This window comes from Pseudomonas sp. MIACH (genome assembly GCF_001269925.1).
Taxonomy (GTDB): domain Bacteria; phylum Pseudomonadota; class Gammaproteobacteria; order Pseudomonadales; family Pseudomonadaceae; genus Aquipseudomonas.
The window spans coordinates 215,384-239,087 of the sequence record NZ_LHVO01000058.1 but is presented as its reverse complement, the minus strand read 5'-3'; the positions used below and the strand labels follow the sequence as shown (position 1 = coordinate 239,087).

The window sequence follows — 23,704 nt, the reverse complement described above, 5'->3', positions numbered from 1 at the left end:
ATGACTGAATTGATTCGCGTCGAAGACCTGCGCGTGGTCGCCTGTGGCGAGCGCGGCGAGGTGGAAATCGTCAAGGGCGTGAGCTTTGCCCTGAAACAAGGTGAAGTGCTGGCGTTGATCGGCGAGTCCGGCTCGGGCAAGACCACCATCGCCCTGGCCCTGCTGGGGTATGCACGGCGTGGCTGTCGTTTGTCCGGCGGGGTGGTGCAGGTCGGCGAGCACGACATGCTCGCCCTGAGCGAACACCAACTGCAAGGCCTGCGCGGCAACCGCGTGTCCTATATCGCGCAAAGCGCCGCAGCAGCGTTCAACCCGGCCAAACGGCTCATTGACCAGGTGATAGAGGGCGCGCTGATCCATGGCCTGGGCACTCGGGCCGAGCTGCACGCCAAGGCCATCGGACTGTTCCGCGACCTGGCGTTGCCGGGCCCGGAACGCATCGGCCAGCGCTACCCGCACCAGGTCTCCGGCGGGCAGCTGCAACGGGTGATGGCGGCGATGGCGCTGATCAGTGACCCGCTGCTGGTGGTGCTCGACGAGCCGACCACCGCCCTGGACGTGACCACCCAGATCGACGTGCTGCGCGCCTTCAAACGCGTGGTGCGCGAGCGCGGTGCCACGGCGGTGTACGTGTCCCACGACCTGGCGGTGGTGGCGCAAATGGCCGACCAGATCGTGGTGCTCAACGGTGGTCAGATCCTCGAGCAAAGCGCCACCGCACCGTTGCTTAACGCCCCGACCCACGCCTACACCCGCAGCCTGCTGGCCGCCGCACGGCCCGACACCACCATTCGCCCGCCCTGCGGCGTCGCCGGGGAGGTACCGCTGCTGACCATCACCGGCCTCACCGCTGGCTACGGCAACAAGAACCTGCACGGCATGCCGTCGATTCGGGTCCTTGAAGACATCGACCTCACCGTGCGCCGTGGCCAGGCCATCGGCGTGATCGGCGAGTCGGGCTCGGGTAAATCCACCCTGGCCCGGGTGGTGGCGGGGTTGTTGACCCCGGCCCTCGGCGGCCTGGCTTTCGACGGGCAACCCTTGGGCGGCAGCCTCGCCGAGCGCACCCCGGAACAGTTCCGCCGGATCCAGATGGTGTTCCAGAACGCCGACACCGCGCTCAACCCCATGCACAGCGTGGCGGCCATCATCGGTCGACCGTTGAAAATGTATTTCGGCCTCAAAGGCACGGCGCTGCAAACCCGCATCGGCGAACTGCTCGACCTGGTGCGCCTGCCCCGCGACCTCGCCGAACGGCGCCCGAATGAGTTGTCCGGCGGGCAAAAGCAGCGGGTCAACCTGGCCCGCGCGCTGGCGGCCAAACCCGACCTGATCCTTTGCGATGAAGTGACCTCGGCCCTCGACACCGTGGTGGGCGCAGCGATCCTCGAACTGCTGCGCGACCTGCGCCAGCAATTGGGGGTGTCGTACCTGTTTATCAGCCACGACATCTCCACCGTGCGTGCGTTATGCGATGACATTGTGGTGATGTACAGCGGCCACAAGGTCCAGGCCGGCAGCCGCGAGTCGTTTGCCGAGCCGCCGTTCCACCCCTACACCGACCTGTTGATTCACTCGGTGCCCGAGTTGCGCCAGGGCTGGCTGGAAAGCTGCGGCACCGCGTCCGAGGTGCTGCCAGCGATTGGCGAGCGGGCCAACGTGCCGGAACTGTGCACCTTCCTCAATCGCTGCCCGGTGCGCGTCGACGGCCTGTGCAACCGCACCGCGCCGAGCCGTCGCAGCCTGGACAGCGGCGGTGAAATCCTTTGCCACCACGACAGCGCCCAGTTGCTGAATACCCAGCAGGGCGTTACGACCATGACCTTGGGAGCCTATGCATGAACGGGCGTTTTGTGAGGTTGGCCGAACAGGGCCGGCCGACGGTCAGCCTGACCGTGGACGGCGCCGCCGTCCAAGCCCTGCAGGGCGACACCTTGATGGTCGCGCTGCTGACCCAGGGCAACGCGCTGCGCCAGTCGGAATTCGACAGCGGCCGCCGTGCCGGTTTCTGCCTGATGGGCGCGTGCCAGGATTGCTGGGTGTGGACCCGCAGCGGCGAACGCCTGCGCGCCTGTTCCAATGAAGTCCGTGACGGGCTGGACATCGTTACCACACAACCGGAGGCGACATGGCCACTGCACGGGTAGTTATTGTGGGCGCCGGACCGGCCGGGGTGCGCTGCGCCGAAACCCTGCTGGCGGCCGGGATCAAACCGATCCTGATCGATGAAAACCGCCGCGACGGCGGCCAGATCTACCGGCGTCAGCCAGAAGGCTTCACTCGCAACTACGCGACCCTGTACGGCAGCGAGGCCGCCAAGGCCCAGGCGCTGCACCAGAGTTTCGACCGCCTGCGCGACGCCATCGACTACCGCCCCGACACCCTGGTGTGGAACCTCACGCCAGGGCAACTGTGCTGCGTGAGCCAGGGCCGCCACACCACGGTGGATTACGACGCACTGATCCTCTGCACCGGCGCCACCGACCGCCTGATGCCCATCGAGGGCTGGCAACTGGCGGGCACCTACAGCCTGGGCGGGGCGCAGATCGCCTTGAAAAACCAGGCCGTGTCCATCGGCCATCGCGTGGTGTTCATGGGCAGCGGGCCGTTGCTGTACCTGGTCGCCAGCCAGTATGTGAAGGCCGGCGCCGAAGTGGCGGCGGTGCTCGACACCTCAGCCTTGAGCCTGCGTCTGAAAGCCTTGCCCAAACTGCTGGCGCGGCCCGGCGTGCTGTTCACCGGGATCAAGCTATTGGCGCAACTGTACCGCGCCAAGGTGGCGGTGCACCTGGGGGTCAAGCCGCTGCAAGTGATGGGCGACGCGGCCAATGGCGTGAGCGGTGTGCGCTTCGCCACCGGCAACGGGCAGGCCGTCACGGTGCAGGCCGATGCCGTTGCGCTGGGTTACCACCTGCGCCCGGAAACCCAGCTGGGTGACCTGGCCGGCTGTCGCATGGCGTTCGATGAGGCATCGAGCCAATGGTGGCTGGCCACGGATGACGCCGGACGCACCTCGGTCAAGGGCGTGTACGCGGCCGGTGATGGTGCGAAAATTCGCGGCGCCGATGCCGCCGAGCACGCCGGGCGCCTGGTGGCGCTGGCGCTGCTGGAAGACCTGCAACACCCGGTCGACGCCGGCCTGCGGGATGAACAACAGCAGGCCCTGGCGGTGATGGAGCAATTCCGCCTGGGCCTGGCCCAGGCGTTCCCCTGGCCGAGCGAACAGGCCAAGGCGTTGCCGGACAGCGCCATCGTGTGCCGCTGCGAGATGATCAGCGCCGGCGAGTTGCGCCGCACGGTGAAAGATAAGGGCGCCTGCGAAGTCAATCGCGCCAAGGCGTTCAGCCGCGTGGGCATGGGTCGTTGCCAGGGGCGTTACTGCTCCCAGGCCGGGGCCGAAGTGATCGCCGCCGCTGCCGGCGTGCCGGTGCAGGAGGTCGGGCGCCAGCGCGGCCAGGCGCCGGTCAAACCGTTGTCGATGTTGATCACCGAGGAGGTCTCGTCATGAGCGTGCAAAAAGCCGATGTGGTGATTGTCGGCGGGGGTGTGATGGGCTCGGCAACCGCGTTTTTTCTGCGCCGTCGCGGGCAGTCGGTGATCCTGCTGGAGCGCGACCAGATCGGCCAATACGCCAGCGGCGTCAACTTCGGCAATGTGCGCCGGCAAGGGCGCTTCCTCGGCCAGTTGGCCCTGGCCAACCGCTCGTGGGCGCTGTGGAAACGCCTGCCGGAACTGATCGACGACGACCTGGAATTCATCCCCAGCGGGCATATGCGTGTGTGTTACCGCGAAGATGAAATCGCCGAGCTTGAGGCCTACGCCGCCGCACCAGAAGCGCAACAACTGGACCTGAAGATTTATCGTGGCGCCGAACTGCATCAACGCTTCGGCTTCCTCGGCCCGGACGTCAAGGGTGGCTCCTACGCGCCCCACGACGGCCATGCCAACCCGCGCCTGGCCGCGCCGGCGTTTGCCCGTGCCGCCCGGCGCCTGGGCGCGCAGATCGAAGAACGCACCGAAGTGGCCGAGGTGCAGAAAGTCGGCGCCGACTTCCAGGTCACCACCACCGACGGCCGCCAGTTCCACGCCGCGCAACTGTTGATCACCGCCGGCGCCTGGGGCCAGAAGCTCTCGGCGCAGTTCGGCGAACCGGTACCGCTGGACACCCACGGCCCGCAAATGGCCGTGACCGAGCCGGTGCCTTATGCCTTGCCCACCGTGATTGGCGTGTACACCAAAGTGCCCGAAGAGGTGATCTACTTCCGCCAGATTCCCCGGGGCAATATCGTCATCGGCGGCGGCTACCGCAGCAAGCCGGATATGCTCAACCGCCGCGCCTACGTGGAACCGCGCAGCATCCTCAACCAGGTCAGCCAGATGCGCCGCCTGCTGCCGGGCGTCGGCAATCTGAACATCATCCGCGTGTGGAGCGGCATCGAAGGCTACCTGCCGGACTCGCTGCCGGTGATGGGCCCCAGCGGTACGGTTGACGGGCTGTTCTATGCCTTCGGGTTCTGCGGCCACGGTTTCCAGCTTGGCCCGGGCGTCGGCGATGTGATGGCCGAGCTGCTCGCCACCGGCAGCACCAGCACCCCGATCGAGCCGTTCTCCATCACCCGGTTCGCCCCACCTGCCGAGCAACGGAGCCAGGCCTCATGAAACCCCGCGTATTGGCGATTCTGAAACAGCTGATGGCCTTCGACACCGTGTCATCGGAGTCGAACATGGCCTTGATTGAATATGTGCGCGACCTGCTGCTGAGCAAGGGCATCGAGTCGCTGATCGTCAAGGACCCAAGCGGCAAGAAAGCCAACCTGTTCGCCAGCACCGGGCCCAAGGAACAGCCCGGCGTGCTGCTGTCCGGGCACACCGACGTGGTGCCGGCGGCGGGGCAGGCCTGGACCTTTCCCGCCTTCGCCGCCACCGTGCAGGACGGGCGCATTTATGGGCGTGGCAGCTGCGACATGAAGGGCTTTATCGCCCTGGCCATCGACGCCATGCTGGACGCCGCCGACCACAGCCTGAACCGCCCGCTGCAACTGGCCCTGTCCCATGACGAAGAGATCGGCTGCGTCGGCGTGCGGCGTTTGCTTGACGTGCTGCATCTGGCACCGATGCGGCCGTTTCTGTGTGTGATCGGTGAGCCGACCAACATGCAGTTTGTACTCGGCCACAAGGGCAAGGGGTCCTACCGCACGTACTGCCGGGGCCAGGAAGCGCATTCATCCCTGGCGCCGCGTTCGGTCAACGCCATCCACGTGGCCTGTGACTTTATCGCCGCCCTGCGTGACAGCCAGCAGCAGTTGCAGCGCCATGGTGCCCAGGACAACGACTATGACGTGCCCTACAGCACCGTGCATGTTGGCCAGATTGTCGGCGGCAAGGCGCTGAATATCGTGCCCAACCTGTGCACCCTGGACTTCGAAGTGCGCAACCTGCCGGCGGACGACCTGGACGCCTTCCTGGAGCAGATGCGCGAGCGCGCCGAGGTGATCGTGCGTGAGGCGCAGAAGCTGTCCAACGTGGCGGCCATCGAGATCGAAACGATCAATGTCTATCCCGGCCTCGACACCCATCCCAGCGTCGAGGCGGTGCGCTTTCTCAAGCAATTCGCCGCGCCGGGCACCGGCACGTCCAAGGTCTCGTTCGGCACCGAAGGCGGCCTGTTCAAGCAGCGCCTGGACGTACCGGTGGTGGTGTGCGGGCCGGGTTCCATCGAGCAGGCGCACAAGCCCGACGAGTTTATCGAGATCAGCCAGATGGACGCCGGCGAGCGCTTTTTGCAAGGCTTGCTCGGTTCGCTGACGGCCTAGCAGAGCCTGCCGTCCTGGGGTGAATTTCAGCACGGCACGCTGCTTTAACCGCGCTTTCGGCATCCTCGTTTGTGGCACCTCCCTAGACTGGAGCGTGTCTCGGATCAGGACTCGACCATGCTCAAGAATCGCTTGCAAGACCCCAGCCTGCTGGCTGAACTCGCCTACGTAGATGGCCAGTGGATCGCTGCTGACAGCGGCGCCACCCTGGACATCCGCGATCCCGCCACCGGCCACTTGATTGCCCAGGTGCCGGCCATGGACGCGGTGGACACCCGCCGCGCCATCGAAGCCGCCGAGCTTGCCTGGCCTGCCTGGCGCGCCCGTCCGGCCGCCGAACGCGCGGCGCTGCTGGAGCGCTGGTACCAGGCGATGATCGACAACCTCGATGACCTGGCGCTGATCATGACCTGCGAGCAGGGCAAGCCGCTGAACGAAGCCCGTGGCGAAGTGCGCTACGGTGCCGGTTTCGTCAAATGGTTCGCCGAGGAAGCGCGCCGGGTCTACGGCGAAACCATGCCCGCACCCAGTGGTGATCGCCGTTTGCTGACCCTCAAGCAACCGGTGGGTGTATGCGCCGCCATCACCCCGTGGAATTTCCCCAACGCGATGATCACGCGCAAATGCGCACCGGCGCTGGCCGCCGGTTGCCCGATCATCGTCAAACCCTCGGACCTCACGCCGCTGTCGGCCCTGGCCCTGGCGGTGCTGGCCGAGCGCGTCGGCATTCCGGCCGGGGTGTTCAATGTGATCACCGGCTTGCCCGCCGGCATTGGCGAAGAGCTGACCGGCAACCCGGCGGTGCGCAAGATTTCCTTTACCGGCTCCACCGCCGTCGGCCGCCTGTTGATGCGCCAGAGCGCCGAGCACATCAAGCGCTTGAGCCTGGAACTGGGCGGCAATGCGCCGTTTATCGTGTTCGATGACGCCGACCTGGAGCAGGCGGTGGCCGGGGTGATGCTCAGCAAGTTCCGCAACGCCGGGCAAACCTGCGTGTGCGCCAACCGTATCCTGGTGCAGGACGGTATCTACGCGCGTTTCGCGGCGCGGCTGGTGGAAGAGGTGGGCAAGCTCAAGGTCGGCAATGGTCTGGAAGACGGCGTGACCATCGGCCCGCTGATCAACCCCGCAGCGGTGAACAAAGTCGCGCGGCATATCGACGACGCCCTGAGCCAGGGTGCCCAGTTGCTGTGCGGCGCAGTCCCCAGCGGCGACAGCCAGTTCGTGCAACCCACGGTCCTCGGCGACACCCACGCCGGCATGTTGCTGGCCAATGAAGAAACCTTCGGCCCTGTGGCACCGCTGATGCGCTTTACCGACGAAGCCCAGGCCCTCGCCCTGGCCAACGCCACCCCGTACGGCCTGGGCGCCTACTATTTCACCCAGGACCTGCAGCGTTCGTGGCGCTTTGGCGAGGCGCTGGAGTTCGGCATGGTCGGGCTCAACACCGGGATCATCTCGATGGAAGTCGCGCCGTTCGGCGGCATCAAGCAATCGGGCCTGGGACGCGAGGGCAGCAAGTACGGCCTGGACGAATACCTTGAAGTCAAAGCCTTCCATATCGGCGGCTTGAACTGAATTTTTGCGAGGCACGCACCATGAGCAAGGCATTCAGAATCGCCGCGATTGCCGGCGATGGCATCGGCAAGGAAGTGCTGCCCGAAGGGCTGCGGGTACTTGAACAGGCTGCCAGGATCTGGGACCTGAACCTGAGCATCGAAGTGCTCGACTGGGCCCACTGCGATTACTACCTGGAACACGGGCAGATGATGCCCGAGGACTGGTTCGAGCAGCTCAAGGGCTTTGACGCGATCTACTTCGGCGCCGTGGGCTGGCCGGACAAAGTCCCGGACCATATTTCCCTGTGGGGCTCGCTGCTCAAGTTCCGCCGCGACTTCGACCAATACGTGAACATCCGCCCGGTGCGCCTGTTTCCCGGCGTGCCGTGCCCACTGGCCGGGCGCAAGCCGGGGGACATCGACTTTGTGGTGATCCGCGAAAACACCGAGGGTGAATACTCCTCGGTGGGCGGCAAGATGTTCGAAGGCACCGAGCATGAATTTGTGCTGCAGGAATCGGTGTTCACTCGACGTGGGGTCGACCGCATCCTCAAGTTTGCCTTCGACCTGGCCCAGACTCGTCCGCGCAAGAAGCTGACGGCGGCGACCAAGTCCAATGGGATGTCCATCAGCATGCCGTATTGGGATGAGCGCACGGCATTGATGGCGGCGAACTATCCCGAGGTCGCTTGGGACAAGCAGCACATCGATATTTTGTGCGCGCGGTTTGTGTTGCAGCCGGACCGGTTTGATGTGGTGGTGGCGTCGAATCTGTTTGGCGACATTCTGTCGGACCTGGGGCCGGCGTGTGCGGGGACCATCGGGATAGCGCCGTCGGCGAACCTGGATCCGGAGCGGCGGTTTCCGTCGTTGTTCGAGCCGGTGCATGGATCGGCGCCGGATATTTACGGGCAGAACATTGCCAATCCGATTGCGATGATCTGGTCGGGGGCGTTGATGTTGGACTTCTTGGGCAATGGGGATGGGCGGTATCGGGCTGCCCATGATGGGATATTGCGGGCGATTGAGGCGGTGATTGCAGAAGGGGTGGTCACGCCGGATCTGGGGGGCAGGGGATCGACTCAGGATGTGGGATTGGCCATTGCGAGTCGGTTGGCTGAGGCGAATTGATCAACGCGCGGCGGCCTTATAGCCGACCGGCGTTGTGCCTGGTGTACCCGGTTAAAACTGTGGGAGGGGGCTTGCTCCCGATGAGGCAGTGTCAGTAGATGCATCTGGTACTGACCCACTGCTATCGGGAGCAAGCCCCCTCCCACATTTTGATCTGCATACATCAGGTAAACCTTGGCCTGCTCTTGCGGCCTTGGAACCGACGGCCTTGGAACCGAATAGGTACTCAATACCCCCGCAACCGATCCACCTCACCCACCATCTCCTCCCCCCGCTCAAACCGCCGAATATTCTCCAACAACACCTCAAACGCACTCTCCGGCTGGGTCATGGCCGCAATATGCGGCGTCAACAACACCTGCGGATGCCCCCAGAATGGATGCTCCGGCGCCGCCGGCTCTTCCCGCAGCACATCCAGTACGGCCCCACTCAACTGCCCACTCTCCAGTGCCTCGAGCAAATCCTCTTCAACCAGGTGCCCCCCACGGCCCATATTCACCAACCCCGCCCCCCGTGGCAGTTGCGCAAACAAGCGCCGGTTCAGAATCCCCTGGGTCTGCTCCGTCAACGGCAACACGCACAGCAAAATATCGCACTGGCTCAGAAACGCCGGCAGTTGTGCTTCCCCCGCATAACACTCCACCCCCGGCACCTGGTGCGCACTGCGCGCCCAGGCGGACAGGGCAAAGCCCAGCGGTGCCAAGGTCGCCAGAATCTGCTGGGCCTGGGCTCCCAGGCCCATCACCCCCACGCGCCGGTTCGCAGCCGGCTGCAACAGATGCGCCTGCCAACAGCGCGCAACCTGCTGCTGACGGTAACGCAGCATGTCGCGGTGCAGGCTGAGCACCGCCCAACTGGCGTATTCGCACATGCCGCGGGTGATGCCCGGATCCAGCAGGCGCACCACCGGCAGGCCCGCAGGCAAACGGTCCAGGTCCAGTTGATCGACACCGGCCGACAACGCAAACAACACCTTCAGGTTGGGCAGCACGTGCGCCAGATCGTCCGGCGCCTGCCAGGCGGCCAGGTAGTCGACCTCGGCGGGGTTGCCGATGTCGGGCCAGGCGCGCCATTCGATGTCCGGTGCGTGTTGGGCGAACAGTGCCTGCCAGTGTTGGCCGCGCACCGGGTCAGCTTTGTAGAGCAAGGCCATGGGCATTTCCTGCTGGATAAAGGTAGCGATCATCATCCCCCAAGCCCGGCGCAGGATCTGTTGAAACGCGGGGCGAAAACAGTTGATCCGAATTTCTCATGGGGCAAGTTCGGCGTAGTTCGTTGCCCGCAGGTCGTACTCTGGACAGCATCGCAACCACCTTCCGGTTGCCGGACTCACGATGGGAAATGCCATGAATAGCAAAGTCGACGAAACCCCTCATTTGCTCCGTCAGCGCGAGCAGTTCGTGCCCCGTGGCCTGGTGACCGCGCACCCGCTGGTGATCGACCGTGCCCAGGGCGCCGAGTTGTGGGACGTGGATGGCAAGCGTTACCTGGACTTCGTCGGCGGTATTGGCGTGCTCAACATCGGTCACAACCACCCCAAGGTGGTCGCCGCCGTGCAGGCCCAGTTGCAGAAGGTCTCCCATGCCTGCTTCCAAGTGGTTGCCTATCAGCCTTACCTCGACCTGGCCCAGCGCCTGTGTGAAATGATCGGCGGCCAGGACGCGTACAAAGCCGCGTTCTTCACCTCCGGCGCCGAGGCAGTGGAAAATGCGGTGAAGATCGCCCGCGCCCATACCAATCGCTCGGCGGTCATTGCCTTTCGTGGCGGTTTCCACGGGCGCACGTTGCTGGGCACCACGCTCACCGGCATGAGCCAACCCTACAAGCAGAACTTCGGGCCGTTTGCACCGGAGGTGTTCCACACCCCGTACCCGAATGCTTATCGCGGCGTGACCAGCGACATCGCGCTCAAAGCCCTGGATGAATTGTTCGCGACCCAGGTAGCGCCGGAGCGGGTGGCTGCGATCATCATCGAACCGGTGCAGGGCGACGGTGGTTTCCTCACCGCACCCCCTGAGTTTCTCCAGGCGCTGCGAGCGTTGGCCGACAAGCATGGCATCGTGTTGATTCTCGACGAAATTCAGACCGGCTTCGGTCGCACCGGCACCTGGTTCGGTTTCCAGCACGCGGGCATCCAGCCCGACCTGGTCACCGTGGCCAAGAGCCTGGCCGGCGGCTTGCCGTTGTCCGGCGTAGTCGGCAAGGCGCACATCATGGATGCACCACTGCCCGGCGGGCTGGGCGGCACCTACGGCGGTAATGCGCTGGCCTGTGCGGCGGCGCTGGCGGTGATCGATGCGTTCGAGCAGGAGCAGTTGCTGGCGCGCAGCCAAGTACTGGGCGAGCGCCTGCGCCAGGGTTTGCTCGGTTTGCAGGCGCGCTACTCGCGCATCGGCGATGTGCGCGGCACCGGCTTTATGTTGGCGATGGAGTTGATCAAGGATGACCCGGCCCGCACCCCGGATGCCGACCTCAACCAACGGCTGATCGATGCAGCTCGGGCGGGTGGTTTGCTGGTGATCAAATGCGGGGTGCATCGCAATGTGCTGCGCTTCCTCGCGCCGTTGGTGACCACCGAAGCCCAGGTCGACGAAGCGCTGAAAATCCTCGACGGCGCCTTGGCACGGGTCTTGAACTGAGGCTGTGCCCGCTACGGGCCAACTGCGGCATTGGAGGCTTGACCCCACATGGGACTGACAGATTATCGAGCGTTGCTGATCGATTGCGATGAAGTGCTGGTGGATCGCGATTCCGGGGTGTGGACAGCGTTGCAGCCGCTGCTCGACAGCCGTGGCGGGCAGCCGATCAAGGAGCAGGTGCTGGCGGAATTCAATTCGCAGGTTGCCCAGCTCTATCCGCGTTTCGCCGAGCTGGGCTTCAGTGGCGTGTTGTGTTTTGCCCATCGCCAACTGGCGGAGGCTTGGGGATTGCACGCCAGTTGGGAGGAGGGCATGAGCTTTGCCCGTTCGGCGGGCAATTGGTCGTTGTTCGAGGATGCGCCGGGGGCGATGCTGTACCTGCGCAAGTTCTACCGGCTGCTGGTGCGTGGCGACCGCGATGCCGAGGATCGCGGGGTGTTGTGCGAGCGATTGGGGATTGCACCGGAAGATTTCATTTCCCTGGCCGAAGACCCGCAATGGCTCACGGAGCAGGGCGAGCAGTTGCAACCGGTGCTGCATGTGACGCGACCGTCGGTCGGCGCACACGCGGCGCTGGACCGCTGTTTGATCGGCCGCCACCGGGCGCGGCAGCCTTCGCCTTGCGCGGCGGATTACTGCATCAACAGCATGGCGGATCTGGTGGCGCAGCATCAGCTGTCTTTACGGCGCTGATTTTGCTAGAAGATTGTCTTACAAACGGCAGTCAAGAGGTACGCAATGGAAGGGCAAGTCAAGCTGGACCGGATCGACATCAGTATTCTGGTTGAATTGCAAAAAGACGGCCGGATGACCAATGTCAGCCTCGCCGACGCCGTGGGCCTGTCCGCCAGCCCGTGCCTGCAACGGGTCAAGCGGCTGGAGTCGGCCGGGTATATTTCCAGCTACAAGGCGCACTTGAACCTGGCCAAGATCACCGACTCGGTCACGGTGTTTACCGAGATCACCCTCAGCGACCACAAGCGTGAAGACTTCGCCAAATTCGAATCGAATATCCGCCTGGTGGATGAAGTGCTTGAGTGTCACCTGATCAGTGGTGGCTACGACTATCTGGTGCGTTTCATGACCCGCAGCATCCAGCACTATCAGGAAGTGGTTGAGAGCCTGCTGGATAAGAACATCGGTATCTCCAAGTACTTCAGCTATATCGTGATCAAGTCGCCGGTGCTCAAGGATGGTGTGCCGTTGCGTAAGTTGCTGCGGCACTGACACACGCTCGCTTTCCTGTGGGAGGGGGCTTGCTCCCGATGGCGGCCTCTGGGCCGACCATTTTTTTGGATTGGACCGGGTACATATCCGTTGCTGCGGTCACGGCCACTTATGGTTTCGCTCTTACAGCGACTCACTTTTGGAGAGGCCCAAAAGTAAGCAAAAGGCCTTCGCCCCACCACTCGGCACCTCGCCCAGGCTCGGTGTGCCCGTAATCCGACAGTGATTTGGGGGGCCGCCGCCACGCGCCATCCATGGCGCGGGGCGGCTAAACCGGCATCCCTGCCGGTTTACCCCCCAAATCACTATCGAATTCCGGCCAGCGTGGTTAACGGGGCGCCTGAGATCAAGATCAAGATCAAGATCAAGATCAAAAGCAAGATCAAAAGCAAGATCAAGGGCGGCTCGCTTCGCATCGTGGTTACTGTTGGCGGCTACTACGTTGTAGATAGCTATGTCCCTGATGGCGGTCTTTCAGCGGACCCCGCTTTAGGGGGTGAACCGGTTCAAATGTGGGAGCTGGCTTGCCTGCGATGCAGGCACCTCGGTACATCAGGTACACAGCTTTGCGCAGGGCGTGGGAACGATCAAAGCTCACTGCTTTTGCACCTCAATTGGACACGCTCACTCGTAGTCTTGGCTAAACGCCTCATCTCGACGCAACCCGCATAAAACACTTTTTCGGGCCCTTAAACAGTGGTCTGCGCCGATCCGTGGGCGCAATTCGGCGCATACCGCAAAAGGGCCTGCGTTGTAATGCTTGCAGAGTGAGGGAGCGCAGGGTTGTACGGTGTTTTCCAGCCGCGACAGTCTTGGGTTGAACACCACCAATCGGAGCGAAAAAAATGCGAATGAGCAACGCAAAAGCACTGTTGGGTTATGGGGCGTTCATGTTGGCAACCGCCAGTGAGGCGCATCAGATTTGGTACGAACAACTTCCCGGCCAGCCATTGGCCTTGTACTACGGGGAGTATGACAAGAACGTGCTGGAGGTCACGCCGGGGGGAATGGACCGGTTCAGGCAGCTCCAGGCCTGGTCGATGGCCGACCGGTCGGCACCGCTGCAGCTGAGCCTGCAGCGCCAGGCGTTCCTGTTGGCGGAGCAGCCCGGTCACGAGGATTCGTTGCTGGCGCAAGACCTGCACTATCCGATGTTCGATGTGCATGAAGGTGCCAAGACCTTGAAAGCCGCTTGGACCCCGGCCACGCGTTGGGTCGGTGACCTGCGGGCCCGTAGCCCGGAGCTGACCCTGGATATCGTCCCCACCGGCGTTGCCGATGCGGGCCGTGCGCAGTTCCGGGTGTTCTACGCGGGCAAGCCGCTGACGGGCCAGGAGGTCGTGCTGGAAACCGCCTCCGGGGAAGTCTTCAAGCAGCGCAGCGATGCCGCCGGCAACGTCAGCTTCGAGCTGCCCTGGCAGGGCACTTACGTGGTGGCCGTCGAGTACCAGGACAACAGCCCTGGCGAGCGTCTTGATCCGGCGGGCAAGCCCGAGCGGTTTGACGTCAAACGCTTCAGTTCGACGTTGTCGTTCCACCGCCAGCAAGGCCAGGCGCCGTTACCTCGCGCGCCGTCGCAACTGCCGGCATCGGAAGTCGCCAGGCTGAAAAAGTCAGCCTGATTCATTGCCTCCTTCATGAGTGATTGATATGACCCTTTCTTCAGGATTGGCCGGTCAGGCAGGCACTGTTGCGCCGACGCTTGCCCGCACGAACGTCACGGCGGCCACGCGCATGCTGGCTATCGATGCGCTGCGTGGTTTTGTGATGCTGTTGATGCTCATCGACCATGTGCGCGAAACCTTCTTGCTGCACCGGCAGGTCACCGACCCGATCGATGCCTTGAGTGTCACCCCGGACCTGTATTTCACCCGTATGCTCAGCGAGATCTGCGCCCCGGCGTTTATCTTCCTGACGGGCTTGTCGGCCTGGCTCTACAGTCAGAAACACAGCGCCCGCGAAACCTCGGTGTTTTTGCTCAAGCGCGGGCTGTTCCTGGTGTTCCTGGAAATCACCTTCGTGTGCTTTGCCTGGAATGCCGAGTTCCCACCCAAGACGTTATGGCTGCAAGTGATCTGGTGTATCGGCCTGTGCATGATCGTGCTTGCCGGTTTGCTGCACTTCAAACGCGCCTGGCTGATCGTGCTGGGGGTGGTGATTGTCGCCGGGCATAACCTGCTCGATGGCGTGACCGTCGGGCCGGAGTCGCCGTTCTTCGTGCCTTGGTCGATCCTGCATCAGCGGGTGTTTATCGACATTACCGAATTCACCCGCGCCCGCACGACGTACCCGATATTGCCGTGGATCGGTGTGATCCTGCTGGGCTGGGGCATCGGCCCGTGGTTTGGCAAGGCGATGCCGTCGGCCGAGCGTATCTCCCGCCTGGTCAGGCTGGGCGCAGGCCTGCTGGTCGCGTTTGTGTTTATCCGCTACCTCAACGTGTATGGCGAGAAACCCTGGGTGCAGACCGGTGATGCATTGCGCACCTTCATGAGCTTCATGAGCGCGAAGAAATACCCGCCGTCGCTGATGTTCCTGATGCCGACCCTGGGCCTGTCGCTGCTGCTGTTGGCGCTGTTCGAGAAATGGCAGGCCCGTTGGGCTACCGCGACCCTGGCGATCTACGGTGGGGCGCCGATGTTTTTCTACTTGCTGCACCTCTACGTGCTCAAGGCCATGTACCTGGTCGCGCTGGCGATCTGGGGCGCGAACCAGGGCACCTACTACGGTTTCGACGACCTGCCGATGGTGTGGTTGTGGAGCGTGATACTCGGGGTGTTGCTGTTCTTCCCGACGCGCTGGTTCGCCGGCCTCAAACAGCGTCGTCGCGACATCGCGATTCTCAAATACCTCTGACGGAACCAACGGTGTTCTGCGCCCTGCGGAACACCTTTGCCTGACACGTTCTGGAGTCAAACCGTGAAGATGCTATCGACCCGCACCCTGCTATTGGCATTGGGAGGGCAGAGCCTGCTCGCCTTCGCCGCCGAACAAGACACCGCCAAAGGCTTTATCGAGGACGGCCAGTGGAACCTGCTCAACCGCAGTGTCTACGATCGCCGCGACTACCAGCATGGCGCCCTCAGCAACGGCGCACGCAACGCCTACAAACCGCGATCCCAGCGCAGCGACCTGGCGGAAGAATGGGCCTATGGCCTGATGGCTGACTACGCCTCGGGTTTCACCACCGGCACCCTGGGTTTTGGCCTGGATGCGCACGTTTATTCCGCCTGGCAACTGGACAGTGGCGGTGGGCGTGCCGGGAAGGCCCGGCTATTGGCGGTGGACAATGAGGGTCACCCCAAGGACCAGTTCAGCCGCGGTGGTGCGGTTGCCAAACTGCGCTTTTCCTCGACCGAATTGCGCTACGGCGAGCAGCGGGTGAAAACCCCGGTGTTTGCCTCGTCCGACAGCCGCTTGCTGCCCGAAACCGCAACGGGATGGTGGTTGACCAGCCGCGAGTTGCCGGCCACCACCCTGTTCGCGGGGCACTTCAATGAGAGCACCGACCGCAACGCCAGCAGTCATGACCGAGGGTTTGTCGTCAACTATTCCAATGGCAAGCAAGGCGATCGCTTTGACTTGGTGGGCGTGCGCAATACGGCAATCAAGGGGCTGAGCGCCAGCGTGTTCAGCGCTGTCTATGAAGACACCTGGCGCCAGCATTACCTGGGGGCGGTCTACACCCGGCCGCTGTTTCCCGGCCAGGCACTGACCGTTGACCTGAACCTGTATCGCACCCAGGACACCGGCAAGGCGTTGTCCGGGCGCATCGATAACACCACATGGAGCCTGCTCTCGACCTATCGGTTCGGTGCTCACAGTGTGGGCGTGGGTTATCAGAAAGTCAGTGGCGACACGCCGTTCGACTACGTGACGCGCGGGGCGATTTACCTGAGCAACGCCGTGGCGCTGTCCGACTTCAACGCCCCACGGGAGGCCTCGTGGCAGGCGCGCTATGACCTGGACCTGGCGGCCCATGGCATGCCAGGCCTGAGCCTGGCGGCGTTGTATGTACGCGGCAGTGGCATCGACGGTCGCCACATGGATCCTCGCGGCGGCTACCAATGGCTCGGCTACGGTGAAGGGGGCAAGCATTGGGAACGTGACCTGCAAGCACGCTACGTGGTGCAGTCCGGTGTCGCGAAAAACCTCGCCTTTACCTTGCGCCACGCCGTGCACCGGGGCAATGCGGCGCAGGCGGAACTGGATGCCAACCAGATCCGCCTGGCGGTCGAGTACCCGTTGGGCGGGCGCTTGCACTAGGTTGGCGTTACTCCTGCAACTGCAACTGCAACGCCTGCTGCTTGAGCTGGCGTTTCTGCGCGAACGGCAGCTTTTCATCATCCCCATAGGGCGCGCTGTACCAGTTGCCGTAAGTCGGGTTGGGCAGCAAAAACCAGCGCTGCCCGAGCCAGTTCACATAGGGTTCGACGGCCTTGCGCTGGGCCTCGAGGGTGTTGCGTTCGGCCTGGACGAAATCCCCCAGGGAATCACCGGCCATCAACAGCACGCGAGCATGGCTGGCGACCCATTGGCGGCGGCAGTTCTTGCCGTAGCCGGCGCTTTCGCAGTGCCCGGTAGGCGTGCTGGCAGCGAGCACCTGTTGATTGCTCTGCACCGGAAAACCGCGCAGGCGCAGGTTGGCCACAGTGGCCGCGACCTGGCTGTGTTCGCGGTTAGTCAGGTAGTAAACCGTGATGCCTTTTTGTTGCGCCGCTTGCAGGAACGCCACGGCACCGGGGAGGGCCTGGGCCTTGGCCTGGTCGACCCAGGTGTTCCAGCGGTCGTAGCCATACACCTGGTTATTGATCACGTCGCGGGCATTGAGCGGCACGTTGTCCAGCAGGGTTTCGTCAATATCCACCACCACCGCCGGTGGCAGGCCGCTCAGGTTGCGGGGAGGGAAGGGCAGCGCGTCCCAGCTGGGATCGGCCAGCGCCACGTCGAGCTGGCGGGTGGCATGGGCGAAGACCTGGCGATAGATCAACTCGTGTTCGATGGAGGTCTGGGTCCAGAGTACGGCGTCGAGCTGGTCGTTGGCCGGCGGCGTTTGTTGGCAGCCTGCCAGCAGGCACAGGCTGGCGAAGATCAGGGGTCGCATGCAGAGGTCTCGCAGGGAAAGGGCGCGTGGGCCGCACCTTAGCCTAATCCGGCGTTGATTCACCACATTGCGAAACTTTTTCCGGATGCGAAATTGACTTGATTGTGAAACTTATCATCTAGCATCGGCCTCATCGCCAGCTCGATGTTGCCGGCATCGCTGCGCTACACCCTGGAACACATCAGCCAGCCATAAAGCCAATCAAACTGTGGGAGGGGGCAGGCCCCCTCCCACATTTGATCGGCTTACAAGATGCTCAACGGGTAACTGATGATCACCCGATGCTCATCGCTGTCACGCTGGGTGGTCACTTCGGTGCGCAATGAGGCGTGGCGCAAGGCGATGCTCAGGTTCTTCAGCGGGCCTTGCTGGAACACATAGCTCACGGTCAGGTTGCGTTCCCACTCGCTCTTGTCACCCGTTGGCGTGCGGATGTTCGAGCCGCTTTCGTACATGCCCATAAAGCTCAGGCCTGGCACGCCGATCGTGGCGAAGTCATAGCCGTAACGCACCTGCCAGGTGGTTTCCCCGGCGCGCTGGAATTTGCCGATCATCGACTCGGTCATGAAGTAGGCCGTAGAACCGTCACCCTGGTTCAGCCACACCGCATCGCTGTCGCCGCTGACCTGTTGCAGGCCGGCGGCAATCGTGTGGCCGTTGACCAGGTAGGTGAACAGGGCGCTGCTCAGACGGCTGTCGACCTTGCCCTTGGTCACGCCGTCGCCGTAGTAGCCGAAGGTGTAGAACGCCGGGTCGTTGCCGTTGGCGCCGTCGGAGCGGTTGTCGAAGTGGCGCAGGTCGGTGCGCAGGGTGCCCGGGCCGATCTGCCAGTCGTACTTGAGGCCCAGGAAGTTCTGCTTGTAGAAGTCCTGCAGGTTGCCGTAGTAGTACTGCAACGTCAGGTCTTTGGTGGGTTTGTAGTCGACACCGCCGTAGTAGAACTTGTTGACGAACTCGCCGCTGACCGCGTTGTTGGCGCCCGGGATCGACATGCCCATCTGGTTGCTCGAACCACGGCCTTTCACGTGTTCCAATTGGCCGAGGGTGAAGGTGAAATGGTCCAGGTCCTTGGACTGCACCTGTCCGCCGTTGAAGGTCTGTTGCAGCATGCGGTCGGTGGACATCACCACCGGCAGCATCGGCACCAGGGTCCCGTATTTCAGCTCGGTCCGGGCAAAGCGCGCCTTGGCGGTCAGGCCCAGGCTGCCGAACTCGTCCACCGCGCGACCATCGTGATCGGTGGGGAACACATTGCCGTTGAACGCGGTGCTTTGCGGGTTGTAGTGACGGCCCTTGCCGGAGTCCAGGCGCACACCGAACATGCCGATAGCGTCGATGCCGAAGCCCACCGTGCCCTGGGTGAAACCCGACTCGAAGTTGGCGATAAACCCCTGGCCCCATTCCTGGGTGTAGTTGGGGTCGGCCGCGCCGCTGCGGTTGTCGGCGTTACTGAAGAAGTTGCGGGCCAGCACGTTGAGCTTGCTGTCTTCCACCAGGCCGGCGGCGTAGCCCTGTTGGGCGATCAGCAGGCCACAAAGGCCGGCGAGTACTGTCGGTGCGCGATTGAAAAGCTCCATCGGTGTCATCCCCATGTGTGTTTGGTTTTTTGAGGGCAGTCAAAAGCGGCAGTGAAGGTTTTCTATTTGTTTTCAGGAGCAGGTTTTTCAGGAGCAACGGTGGCCGGCACGACATGCAGTCGCACCGGCGGCAAGCGGTACAGGATGAACAGCGCCAGCACGCCGATCCCGGCGCACAGCAACAGGCCGACGCCCACGGACTGCGCCAGGGCATCGCGGGCCAGGTTCAGCCAGGGCGAGGCGTCGAGGTTGGCATGCAACAGCGTTTGCGGATCGGCATACACGGCAATGCCCTCGGCGTGATTCGCCGCGAGAAACACCCGCTGCACGTTGGCGCTGTACAGCAGGTTGACCAGCACCCCCATGCCTGCGGTGCCGAGCAGCCCGCCGACCAGGCGCAGGGACTGGGTGAGCGCCGTGGCAATCCCCAGGAACTGCCGTTCGGCCAGGGTCTGGGTGAAGACCGTGAGGTTGAGCAGGATAAATCCCAGCCCCAGGCCGGCCAGCAGGATCAAACCGAGCAACAGGTTGAACGCGGCCCCGCGCCCGACCACCGCCAGGCCCAGGCACGCCAGCAGCAGTGCGACAAAGCCCGCCAGCGGCAAATGGTTGGGGTTGCGCAAACGGGTCACGATGCGGCTGTTGACGATGGCCCCCAAGGTGATGCTCAACGCCAGCGGCGTGATCAACAGGCCGGCGTCCTGGGGCGAGTAGCCGTAGGCGCCTTGCAGCAACAGCGGCAGGTAGAACAGCAGCGAAAACATGATCGCGCCGGCCGCCACCGACAGTACGAACAACAATCGCAGGCTCGGCAAACTGAACAGCGCCGCCGGCAACAGCGCATGCGGGCAACGCCGCTCCCAATGCCACAGCGCGATGATCGCGGCCATGCAGCCCAGGCCCAGGGCGGCGCTCAACGCCAGGCTCGAATGCCCCAGCCACTCCACAAATAGCTGCAGGCTGCCCAGGGTCAGCGCGATCAATAGCGCGCCGGGCCAGTCCAGGCGAATGCCGCTGCGCTGCTGCGGGCGGTACCAGGGCAGAAAGCGCCAGGCGATCAACAGCGCCAGGCACCCCAGGGGCAGGTTGAGGTAGAACACCGAGCGCCAGCCAAAGGCGCCGGTCAGGTAACCCCCCAGGCCCGGGCCGATGGCATTGACCACGCTGAACAGCGCACTCAAGAGCATTTGCCAGCGCAGGCGTTGACGGGTATCGGGAAACAGTTCGGGAATGCAGGCGAACGCGGTGCCGATCAGCATGCCGCCGCCCACGCCTTGTAAGGCGCGGCCGATCACCAGCACCAGCATGTCATTGGCCACGGCGCAGGCCAGGGAGGCCAGGGTGAAAATCAACGTGGCGGCGAGCACGAACGGCTTGCGCCCGTAGTAATCCCCCAGCCGTCCGAAAATCGGAATGGTGACGATGGACGCCAACAGGTAGCCGGTGGCAACCCACGCGTAGAGTCCAAAGCCATTGAGCTCGGCGACGATGCTCGGCAAGGCGTTGCCGATCACCGTCTGGTCGAGTGCCGAGAGCATCAGCACCAGGGAGATGCCGAGCATGGCCAGCAAGGCCTGGTGGAAACTCAGGGGCGGGTGGGCTGCCACGGTCATGGTCGGCCCTCAGCGCAACGCGGCGACGGCGGCTTTGATGCGTGCACAGCCTTGGTCGAGGGTGGTGATCGCGGTAGCGATCGACATGCGGAAAAACGGCGCCAGGCCATACGCCGTGCCCGCCACAACTGCCACACCCTGGCTTTCCAGCAGGTACATCACGACGTCGCTGTCGGTGTGCAGCACCTTGCCCTCGGGCGTAGTTTTACCCAGCAGGCCAGCGCAATTCACATACAGGTAGAACGCACCATCGGGCTTGCGGCAACTGAGACCGGGAATGGCATTGAGCAGCTCCAGGCAGCGGTCGCGGCGTTGCTGGTAGACCCGCACGCTTTGCTGGACGAAGCTCTGGTCGCCGTTGAGCGCTTCCACCGCCGCCGCCTGGCTGATCGAGCAGGCGTTGCTGGTGGACTGCGATTGCAGGGTGGCCATGGCGCCGATCAGGTCGGTGGGGCCTGCGGCGTAACCGATGCGCCAGCCGGTCATGGCGTAGGTCTTGGACACGCCGTTGACCACCAGGCTGCGCTCGCTCAAGGCCGGCTCGATGGCGAGGATATGCGGGTTGTCCAGGCCGTCGAAACGGATGTGCTCGTAGATGTCATCGGTCATCAGCAGCACATGCGGATAGTCCAGCAGCACATCGGCCAGGGCGCGCAATTCGCTGTGGCTGTAGCTGGCGCCGGTGGGGTTGCTGGGGGAGTTGAGCAGCAGCCAGCGGGTACGCGGGGTGATCGCCGCGCGCAGCTGGCCTGGGGTCAGCTTGAAGCCGTTGTGTTCAGGGCAGGCGAGGGTCACGGGCTCGCCTTCGCAGGCCAGCACCATGTCCGGGTACGACACCCAGTACGGCGCCGGGATCAGCACCTCATCGCCGGCGCCGAGGGTGGCGGCGAAGGCGTTGAAGATCGCGCTCTTGGCGCCGCTGGTCACCAGCACTTGCTGGGCGGTGTAGATCAGGGCGTTTTCCCGTGCCAGCTTGTCGACGATGGCCTGGCGCAGCTCCGGAGTACCGGCGTTCTGGGTGTAGCGGGTTTCACCGCGCTCAATGGCGGCACTGGCGGCCTGGCGAATATTGGGTGGCGTATCGAAATCCGGCTCGCCCACCACCAGGTTGATGATGGACTGGCCCTGGCGACGCAGCTCGTTGGCGCGGTCGGACGCGGCGCTGCTGGGCGATGGTTTGATGCGTTGCACACGGGCGGCGATGCGGGAGGCAGTCACGGGCGTTCCTCGTTGATGGTGTTGACGGGGGTCACAGTACGAGGGGTGGGGGAGGGCGCCATAAGATGAGTTTGTTCTGGTTTGATAGGAAGTGCTTATGGCTGGCGCTGCGCTGTTGTGGTGCGTCCAGTCCTGGCTGCTCCGGGCGGGTGCTTTGGATGGAGGATCAGGGGCACCCATAGCAAAGCCTTATGGGTGGTTATACCGATGGCCTGTCTTTTGCAAACCTGCCAGGTGTACGCAAAACCAAATGTGGGAGGGGGCTTGCTCCCGATAGCAGTATGTCAGTCACAGATGCATCAACTGACACTGCCTCATCGGGAGCAAGCCCCCTCCCACATTTAAGGCATCACTTGTCCATTACATGAGCATCGCCATTTTGAACCTGCGCCGCCTGAAGTACTTCGTGAAACTGGTCGACATCGGCAGCATGACCCAGGCTGCCGATGTGCTGCATGTGGCGCAACCGGCGTTGAGCCAACAACTGGCAACCCTGGAAGCCGAGCTGCAACAGCAGCTGTTGATTCGCACCAAGCGTGGCGTCACGCCGACCGAGGCGGGCAAGGTGTTGTATGCCCATGCGCAGATTATTTTGCGCCAGTGTGAACAGGCGCAGAGCGATATCAATGCCACCGGCCAGGCGTTGTCCGGGCAGGTTTCGGTGGGGCTGGCGCCGGGCACTGCTGCGTCGGCGTTGTCATTGCCGTTGCTGCGCACCGTGCGTGAGCGCCACCCTGGCATCCTGCTGTACCTCAATGAAAACTTCGGTACCACCTTGAGCGAGCTGATCATGAACGGCCGCATGGATATGGCCGTGCTGTATGGCGGGCGCGAGGTGCATGGCCTGAGTTTTGTCTCGTTGTTGCGCGAGCCGCTGTACCTGGTGAGTGCCGACCCGGCGATTGCTACACGTGAAGAAGTGCCCCTGGCCGAACTGGCCGACATGGACATGCTGCTGCCGCGCCCCTACAACGTGATGCGTCGGCTGGTGGATGAAGCCTTTCTGCGCATCGGCCTGAGTGCGCGGGTGGTGGCCGAAATTGAATCCTCGACCACGCTGACCGCCGCCGTGGCCGAACATTTCGGCTCGACCATCCTGCCGGAGTCGTCGGCGCGGGTGATGGTGGCGGCCACTTCGGTGCACATGTGCCGCATCGTCGAACCCGAGGTGGAGGCGCCGCTGGCGCTGTGCCTGTCGGGGCATTTGCCGTTGTCGGTGCCGGCCCAGGCGGTCAAGGCGATCCTGCTGGAGCTGGTGGCGAAGATGCGTGGCAGCCTGATTTGAGCGGTCATAAGGTCGGCTTATCACCCCAAAGCCAAAGCGTCTTGGCCGCTTTTCGAGGGGCTCGGTAGATTGGGCCCATCCACTCAAGACACGCTCGACAGGCAGGGGCCATACATGGATTCAGCACGTATCAAGGGGTTGATGGATTTGCTGGCCGAATCCGATCTGCTGGAGCTGAGCCTGACCGAAGGCGACAGCACGCTGCGGCTGTTCAAGCAGGCAGGTCAGGTGATCACCAGCGTCGCGCCGGCCGTGAACGCAGCGCCAACACCCGCAACCCCCGTGGCCAGCTCCGCCGTGGAGATCAAGGCCAGCCTCTATGGCGTCTTGCACCTGACGCCCGCCGTCGGTGAAGCGCCGTTCGTCACCGTGGGCCAAGCCATTGAAGCCGGCCAGACCGTGGCGGTGATCGAGGCGATGAAGATGTTCCATCCGGTCAAGGCCAAGGTTGCCGGCAAGTTGGTTGAGATTCTTGCCCAGGCCGGCGTCGAAGTCGAAGCGGGCCAGGCTCTGTTCCGGCTCGGTTGACCCCCACGCG

The 23,704-nt window shown here is 63.6% G+C and carries 20 protein-coding genes; 15 read left to right on the top strand and 5 right to left on the bottom strand.

All coding sequences use genetic code 11. The features are described 5' to 3' along the window. The 7 genes from AD670_RS25405 to AD670_RS25375 all read left to right on the top strand — a co-directional run bounded on the left by AD670_RS25405 (position 1) and on the right by AD670_RS25375 (position 8,503). On the top strand, positions 1 to 1,842 hold the full coding sequence (locus tag AD670_RS25405; RefSeq protein WP_053138841.1) for an ABC transporter ATP-binding protein: 1,842 nt from the start codon (positions 1 to 3) through the stop codon (positions 1,840 to 1,842). After that, positions 1,839 to 2,147: a (2Fe-2S)-binding protein gene (locus AD670_RS25400; RefSeq protein WP_053138839.1), complete on the top strand. Its 309-nt coding sequence runs from the start codon at positions 1,839 to 1,841 to the stop codon at positions 2,145 to 2,147. The genes AD670_RS25405 and AD670_RS25400 overlap by 4 nt, the downstream gene beginning before the upstream one ends. After that, positions 2,129 to 3,508 (top strand): NAD(P)/FAD-dependent oxidoreductase, encoded by a 1,380-nt coding sequence (locus AD670_RS25395; RefSeq protein ID WP_053138836.1) that lies wholly within the window; start codon positions 2,129 to 2,131, stop codon positions 3,506 to 3,508. Before AD670_RS25400 ends, AD670_RS25395 begins: the two co-directional genes overlap by 19 nt. Further along, on the top strand, positions 3,505 to 4,659 hold the full coding sequence (locus AD670_RS25390) for an FAD-binding oxidoreductase (RefSeq protein ID WP_053138833.1): 1,155 nt from the start codon (positions 3,505 to 3,507) through the stop codon (positions 4,657 to 4,659). Before AD670_RS25395 ends, AD670_RS25390 begins: the two co-directional genes overlap by 4 nt. Then, positions 4,656 to 5,813 (top strand): acetylornithine deacetylase, encoded by a 1,158-nt coding sequence (gene argE / locus AD670_RS25385; RefSeq protein ID WP_053138830.1) that lies wholly within the window; start codon positions 4,656 to 4,658, stop codon positions 5,811 to 5,813. Before AD670_RS25390 ends, argE begins: the two co-directional genes overlap by 4 nt. 117 nt (positions 5,814 to 5,930) lie before the next feature. Next, entirely contained in the window at positions 5,931 to 7,391 is a 1,461-nt protein-coding gene (locus AD670_RS25380) for an NAD-dependent succinate-semialdehyde dehydrogenase (RefSeq protein WP_053138827.1), read from the top strand. 20 nt (positions 7,392 to 7,411) lie between these two features. Next, positions 7,412 to 8,503 (top strand): tartrate dehydrogenase, encoded by a 1,092-nt coding sequence (locus tag AD670_RS25375; RefSeq protein ID WP_053138824.1) that lies wholly within the window; start codon positions 7,412 to 7,414, stop codon positions 8,501 to 8,503. Between the two features lie 226 nt (positions 8,504 to 8,729). Here AD670_RS25375 and AD670_RS25370 read toward each other — a convergent pair whose 3' ends face one another. Next, entirely contained in the window at positions 8,730 to 9,656 is a 927-nt protein-coding gene (locus AD670_RS25370) for a glyoxylate/hydroxypyruvate reductase A (RefSeq protein WP_053138821.1), read from the bottom strand. Positions 9,657 to 9,849: 193 nt separating this feature from the next. On the opposite strand from AD670_RS25370, the gene gabT reads away from it, so the two are divergent. The 6 genes from gabT (at position 9,850) to AD670_RS25335 (ending at position 16,635) form a co-directional block, all read left to right on the top strand. Continuing rightward, on the top strand, positions 9,850 to 11,142 hold the full coding sequence (gabT, locus tag AD670_RS25365) for a 4-aminobutyrate--2-oxoglutarate transaminase (RefSeq protein ID WP_053138819.1): 1,293 nt from the start codon (positions 9,850 to 9,852) through the stop codon (positions 11,140 to 11,142). Positions 11,143 to 11,190: 48 nt separating this feature from the next. Continuing rightward, entirely contained in the window at positions 11,191 to 11,835 is a 645-nt protein-coding gene (locus tag AD670_RS25360) for a 2-haloalkanoic acid dehalogenase (RefSeq protein WP_053138816.1), read from the top strand. A 45-nt stretch (positions 11,836 to 11,880) separates the two neighbouring features. Beyond that, complete coding sequence (locus AD670_RS25355) at positions 11,881 to 12,369, top strand: Lrp/AsnC family transcriptional regulator (protein WP_010449292.1); 489 nt, start codon at positions 11,881 to 11,883, stop codon at positions 12,367 to 12,369. Between the two features lie 851 nt (positions 12,370 to 13,220). After that, positions 13,221 to 13,991: a DUF4198 domain-containing protein gene (locus AD670_RS25345; RefSeq protein WP_256243947.1), complete on the top strand. Its 771-nt coding sequence runs from the start codon at positions 13,221 to 13,223 to the stop codon at positions 13,989 to 13,991. Between the two features lie 28 nt (positions 13,992 to 14,019). After that, positions 14,020 to 15,225, top strand: a complete 1,206-nt coding sequence (locus AD670_RS25340) for a DUF1624 domain-containing protein (protein WP_053138807.1) — start codon at positions 14,020 to 14,022, stop codon at positions 15,223 to 15,225. Positions 15,226 to 15,294: 69 nt separating this feature from the next. Further along, the gene (locus AD670_RS25335) at positions 15,295 to 16,635 is read left to right on the top strand and encodes an OprD family porin (RefSeq protein WP_371263197.1); all 1,341 of its coding nucleotides are present in this window, start codon (positions 15,295 to 15,297) and stop codon (positions 16,633 to 16,635) included. A gap of 7 nt (positions 16,636 to 16,642) precedes the next feature. On the opposite strand, the gene AD670_RS25330 is transcribed toward AD670_RS25335, so the two are convergent. From AD670_RS25330 to AD670_RS25315, 4 genes are all read right to left on the bottom strand, one after another. Beyond that, positions 16,643 to 17,473 carry a 5'-nucleotidase, lipoprotein e(P4) family gene (locus AD670_RS25330; RefSeq protein ID WP_053138801.1) on the bottom strand — a complete coding sequence of 277 codons (831 nt, stop codon included), beginning with the start codon at positions 17,471 to 17,473 and terminating at the stop codon, positions 16,643 to 16,645. A gap of 245 nt (positions 17,474 to 17,718) precedes the next feature. Beyond that, entirely contained in the window at positions 17,719 to 19,050 is a 1,332-nt protein-coding gene (locus AD670_RS25325) for an OprD family porin (protein ID WP_053138798.1), read from the bottom strand. A 62-nt stretch (positions 19,051 to 19,112) separates the two neighbouring features. After that, complete coding sequence (locus AD670_RS25320) at positions 19,113 to 20,663, bottom strand: MFS transporter (RefSeq protein WP_053138795.1); 1,551 nt, start codon at positions 20,661 to 20,663, stop codon at positions 19,113 to 19,115. Between the two features lie 9 nt (positions 20,664 to 20,672). Beyond that, positions 20,673 to 21,881, bottom strand: coding sequence for an aspartate transaminase (locus tag AD670_RS25315; RefSeq protein ID WP_053138793.1), 1,209 nt, complete (start codon positions 21,879 to 21,881; stop codon positions 20,673 to 20,675). Positions 21,882 to 22,260: 379 nt separating this feature from the next. On the opposite strand from AD670_RS25315, the gene nac reads away from it, so the two are divergent. Together nac and AD670_RS25305 are read left to right on the top strand one after the other, a co-directional pair. Further along, complete coding sequence (nac, locus tag AD670_RS25310; RefSeq protein ID WP_053138887.1) at positions 22,261 to 23,166, top strand: nitrogen assimilation transcriptional regulator NAC; 906 nt, start codon at positions 22,261 to 22,263, stop codon at positions 23,164 to 23,166. Between the two features lie 114 nt (positions 23,167 to 23,280). After that, positions 23,281 to 23,694, top strand: coding sequence for an acetyl-CoA carboxylase biotin carboxyl carrier protein subunit (locus AD670_RS25305; protein ID WP_053138790.1), 414 nt, complete (start codon positions 23,281 to 23,283; stop codon positions 23,692 to 23,694). Positions 23,695 to 23,704 lie beyond the last annotated feature (10 nt).

What these genes read in the sequence shown, in the direction of transcription:
- AD670_RS25405 (WP_053138841.1), top strand. Translation starts at nt 1, where the DNA reads ATGACTGAATTGATTCGCGTCGAAGACCTGCGCGTGGTCGCCTGTGGC.
- AD670_RS25400 (WP_053138839.1), top strand. Translation starts at nt 1,839, where the DNA reads ATGAACGGGCGTTTTGTGAGGTTGGCCGAACAGGGCCGGCCGACGGTC.
- AD670_RS25395 (WP_053138836.1), top strand. Translation starts at nt 2,129, where the DNA reads ATGGCCACTGCACGGGTAGTTATTGTGGGCGCCGGACCGGCCGGGGTG.
- AD670_RS25390 (WP_053138833.1), top strand. Translation starts at nt 3,505, where the DNA reads ATGAGCGTGCAAAAAGCCGATGTGGTGATTGTCGGCGGGGGTGTGATG.
- argE (WP_053138830.1), top strand. Translation starts at nt 4,656, where the DNA reads ATGAAACCCCGCGTATTGGCGATTCTGAAACAGCTGATGGCCTTCGAC.
- AD670_RS25380 (WP_053138827.1), top strand. Translation starts at nt 5,931, where the DNA reads ATGCTCAAGAATCGCTTGCAAGACCCCAGCCTGCTGGCTGAACTCGCC.
- AD670_RS25375 (WP_053138824.1), top strand. Translation starts at nt 7,412, where the DNA reads ATGAGCAAGGCATTCAGAATCGCCGCGATTGCCGGCGATGGCATCGGC.
- AD670_RS25370 (WP_053138821.1), bottom strand. Translation starts at nt 9,656, where the DNA reads ATGGCCTTGCTCTACAAAGCTGACCCGGTGCGCGGCCAACACTGGCAG.
- gabT (WP_053138819.1), top strand. Translation starts at nt 9,850, where the DNA reads ATGAATAGCAAAGTCGACGAAACCCCTCATTTGCTCCGTCAGCGCGAG.
- AD670_RS25360 (WP_053138816.1), top strand. Translation starts at nt 11,191, where the DNA reads ATGGGACTGACAGATTATCGAGCGTTGCTGATCGATTGCGATGAAGTG.
- AD670_RS25355 (WP_010449292.1), top strand. Translation starts at nt 11,881, where the DNA reads ATGGAAGGGCAAGTCAAGCTGGACCGGATCGACATCAGTATTCTGGTT.
- AD670_RS25345 (WP_256243947.1), top strand. Translation starts at nt 13,221, where the DNA reads ATGAGCAACGCAAAAGCACTGTTGGGTTATGGGGCGTTCATGTTGGCA.
- AD670_RS25340 (WP_053138807.1), top strand. Translation starts at nt 14,020, where the DNA reads ATGACCCTTTCTTCAGGATTGGCCGGTCAGGCAGGCACTGTTGCGCCG.
- AD670_RS25335 (WP_371263197.1), top strand. Translation starts at nt 15,295, where the DNA reads ATGCTATCGACCCGCACCCTGCTATTGGCATTGGGAGGGCAGAGCCTG.
- AD670_RS25330 (WP_053138801.1), bottom strand. Translation starts at nt 17,473, where the DNA reads ATGCGACCCCTGATCTTCGCCAGCCTGTGCCTGCTGGCAGGCTGCCAA.
- AD670_RS25325 (WP_053138798.1), bottom strand. Translation starts at nt 19,050, where the DNA reads ATGGAGCTTTTCAATCGCGCACCGACAGTACTCGCCGGCCTTTGTGGC.
- AD670_RS25320 (WP_053138795.1), bottom strand. Translation starts at nt 20,663, where the DNA reads ATGACCGTGGCAGCCCACCCGCCCCTGAGTTTCCACCAGGCCTTGCTG.
- AD670_RS25305 (WP_053138790.1), top strand. Translation starts at nt 23,281, where the DNA reads ATGGATTCAGCACGTATCAAGGGGTTGATGGATTTGCTGGCCGAATCC.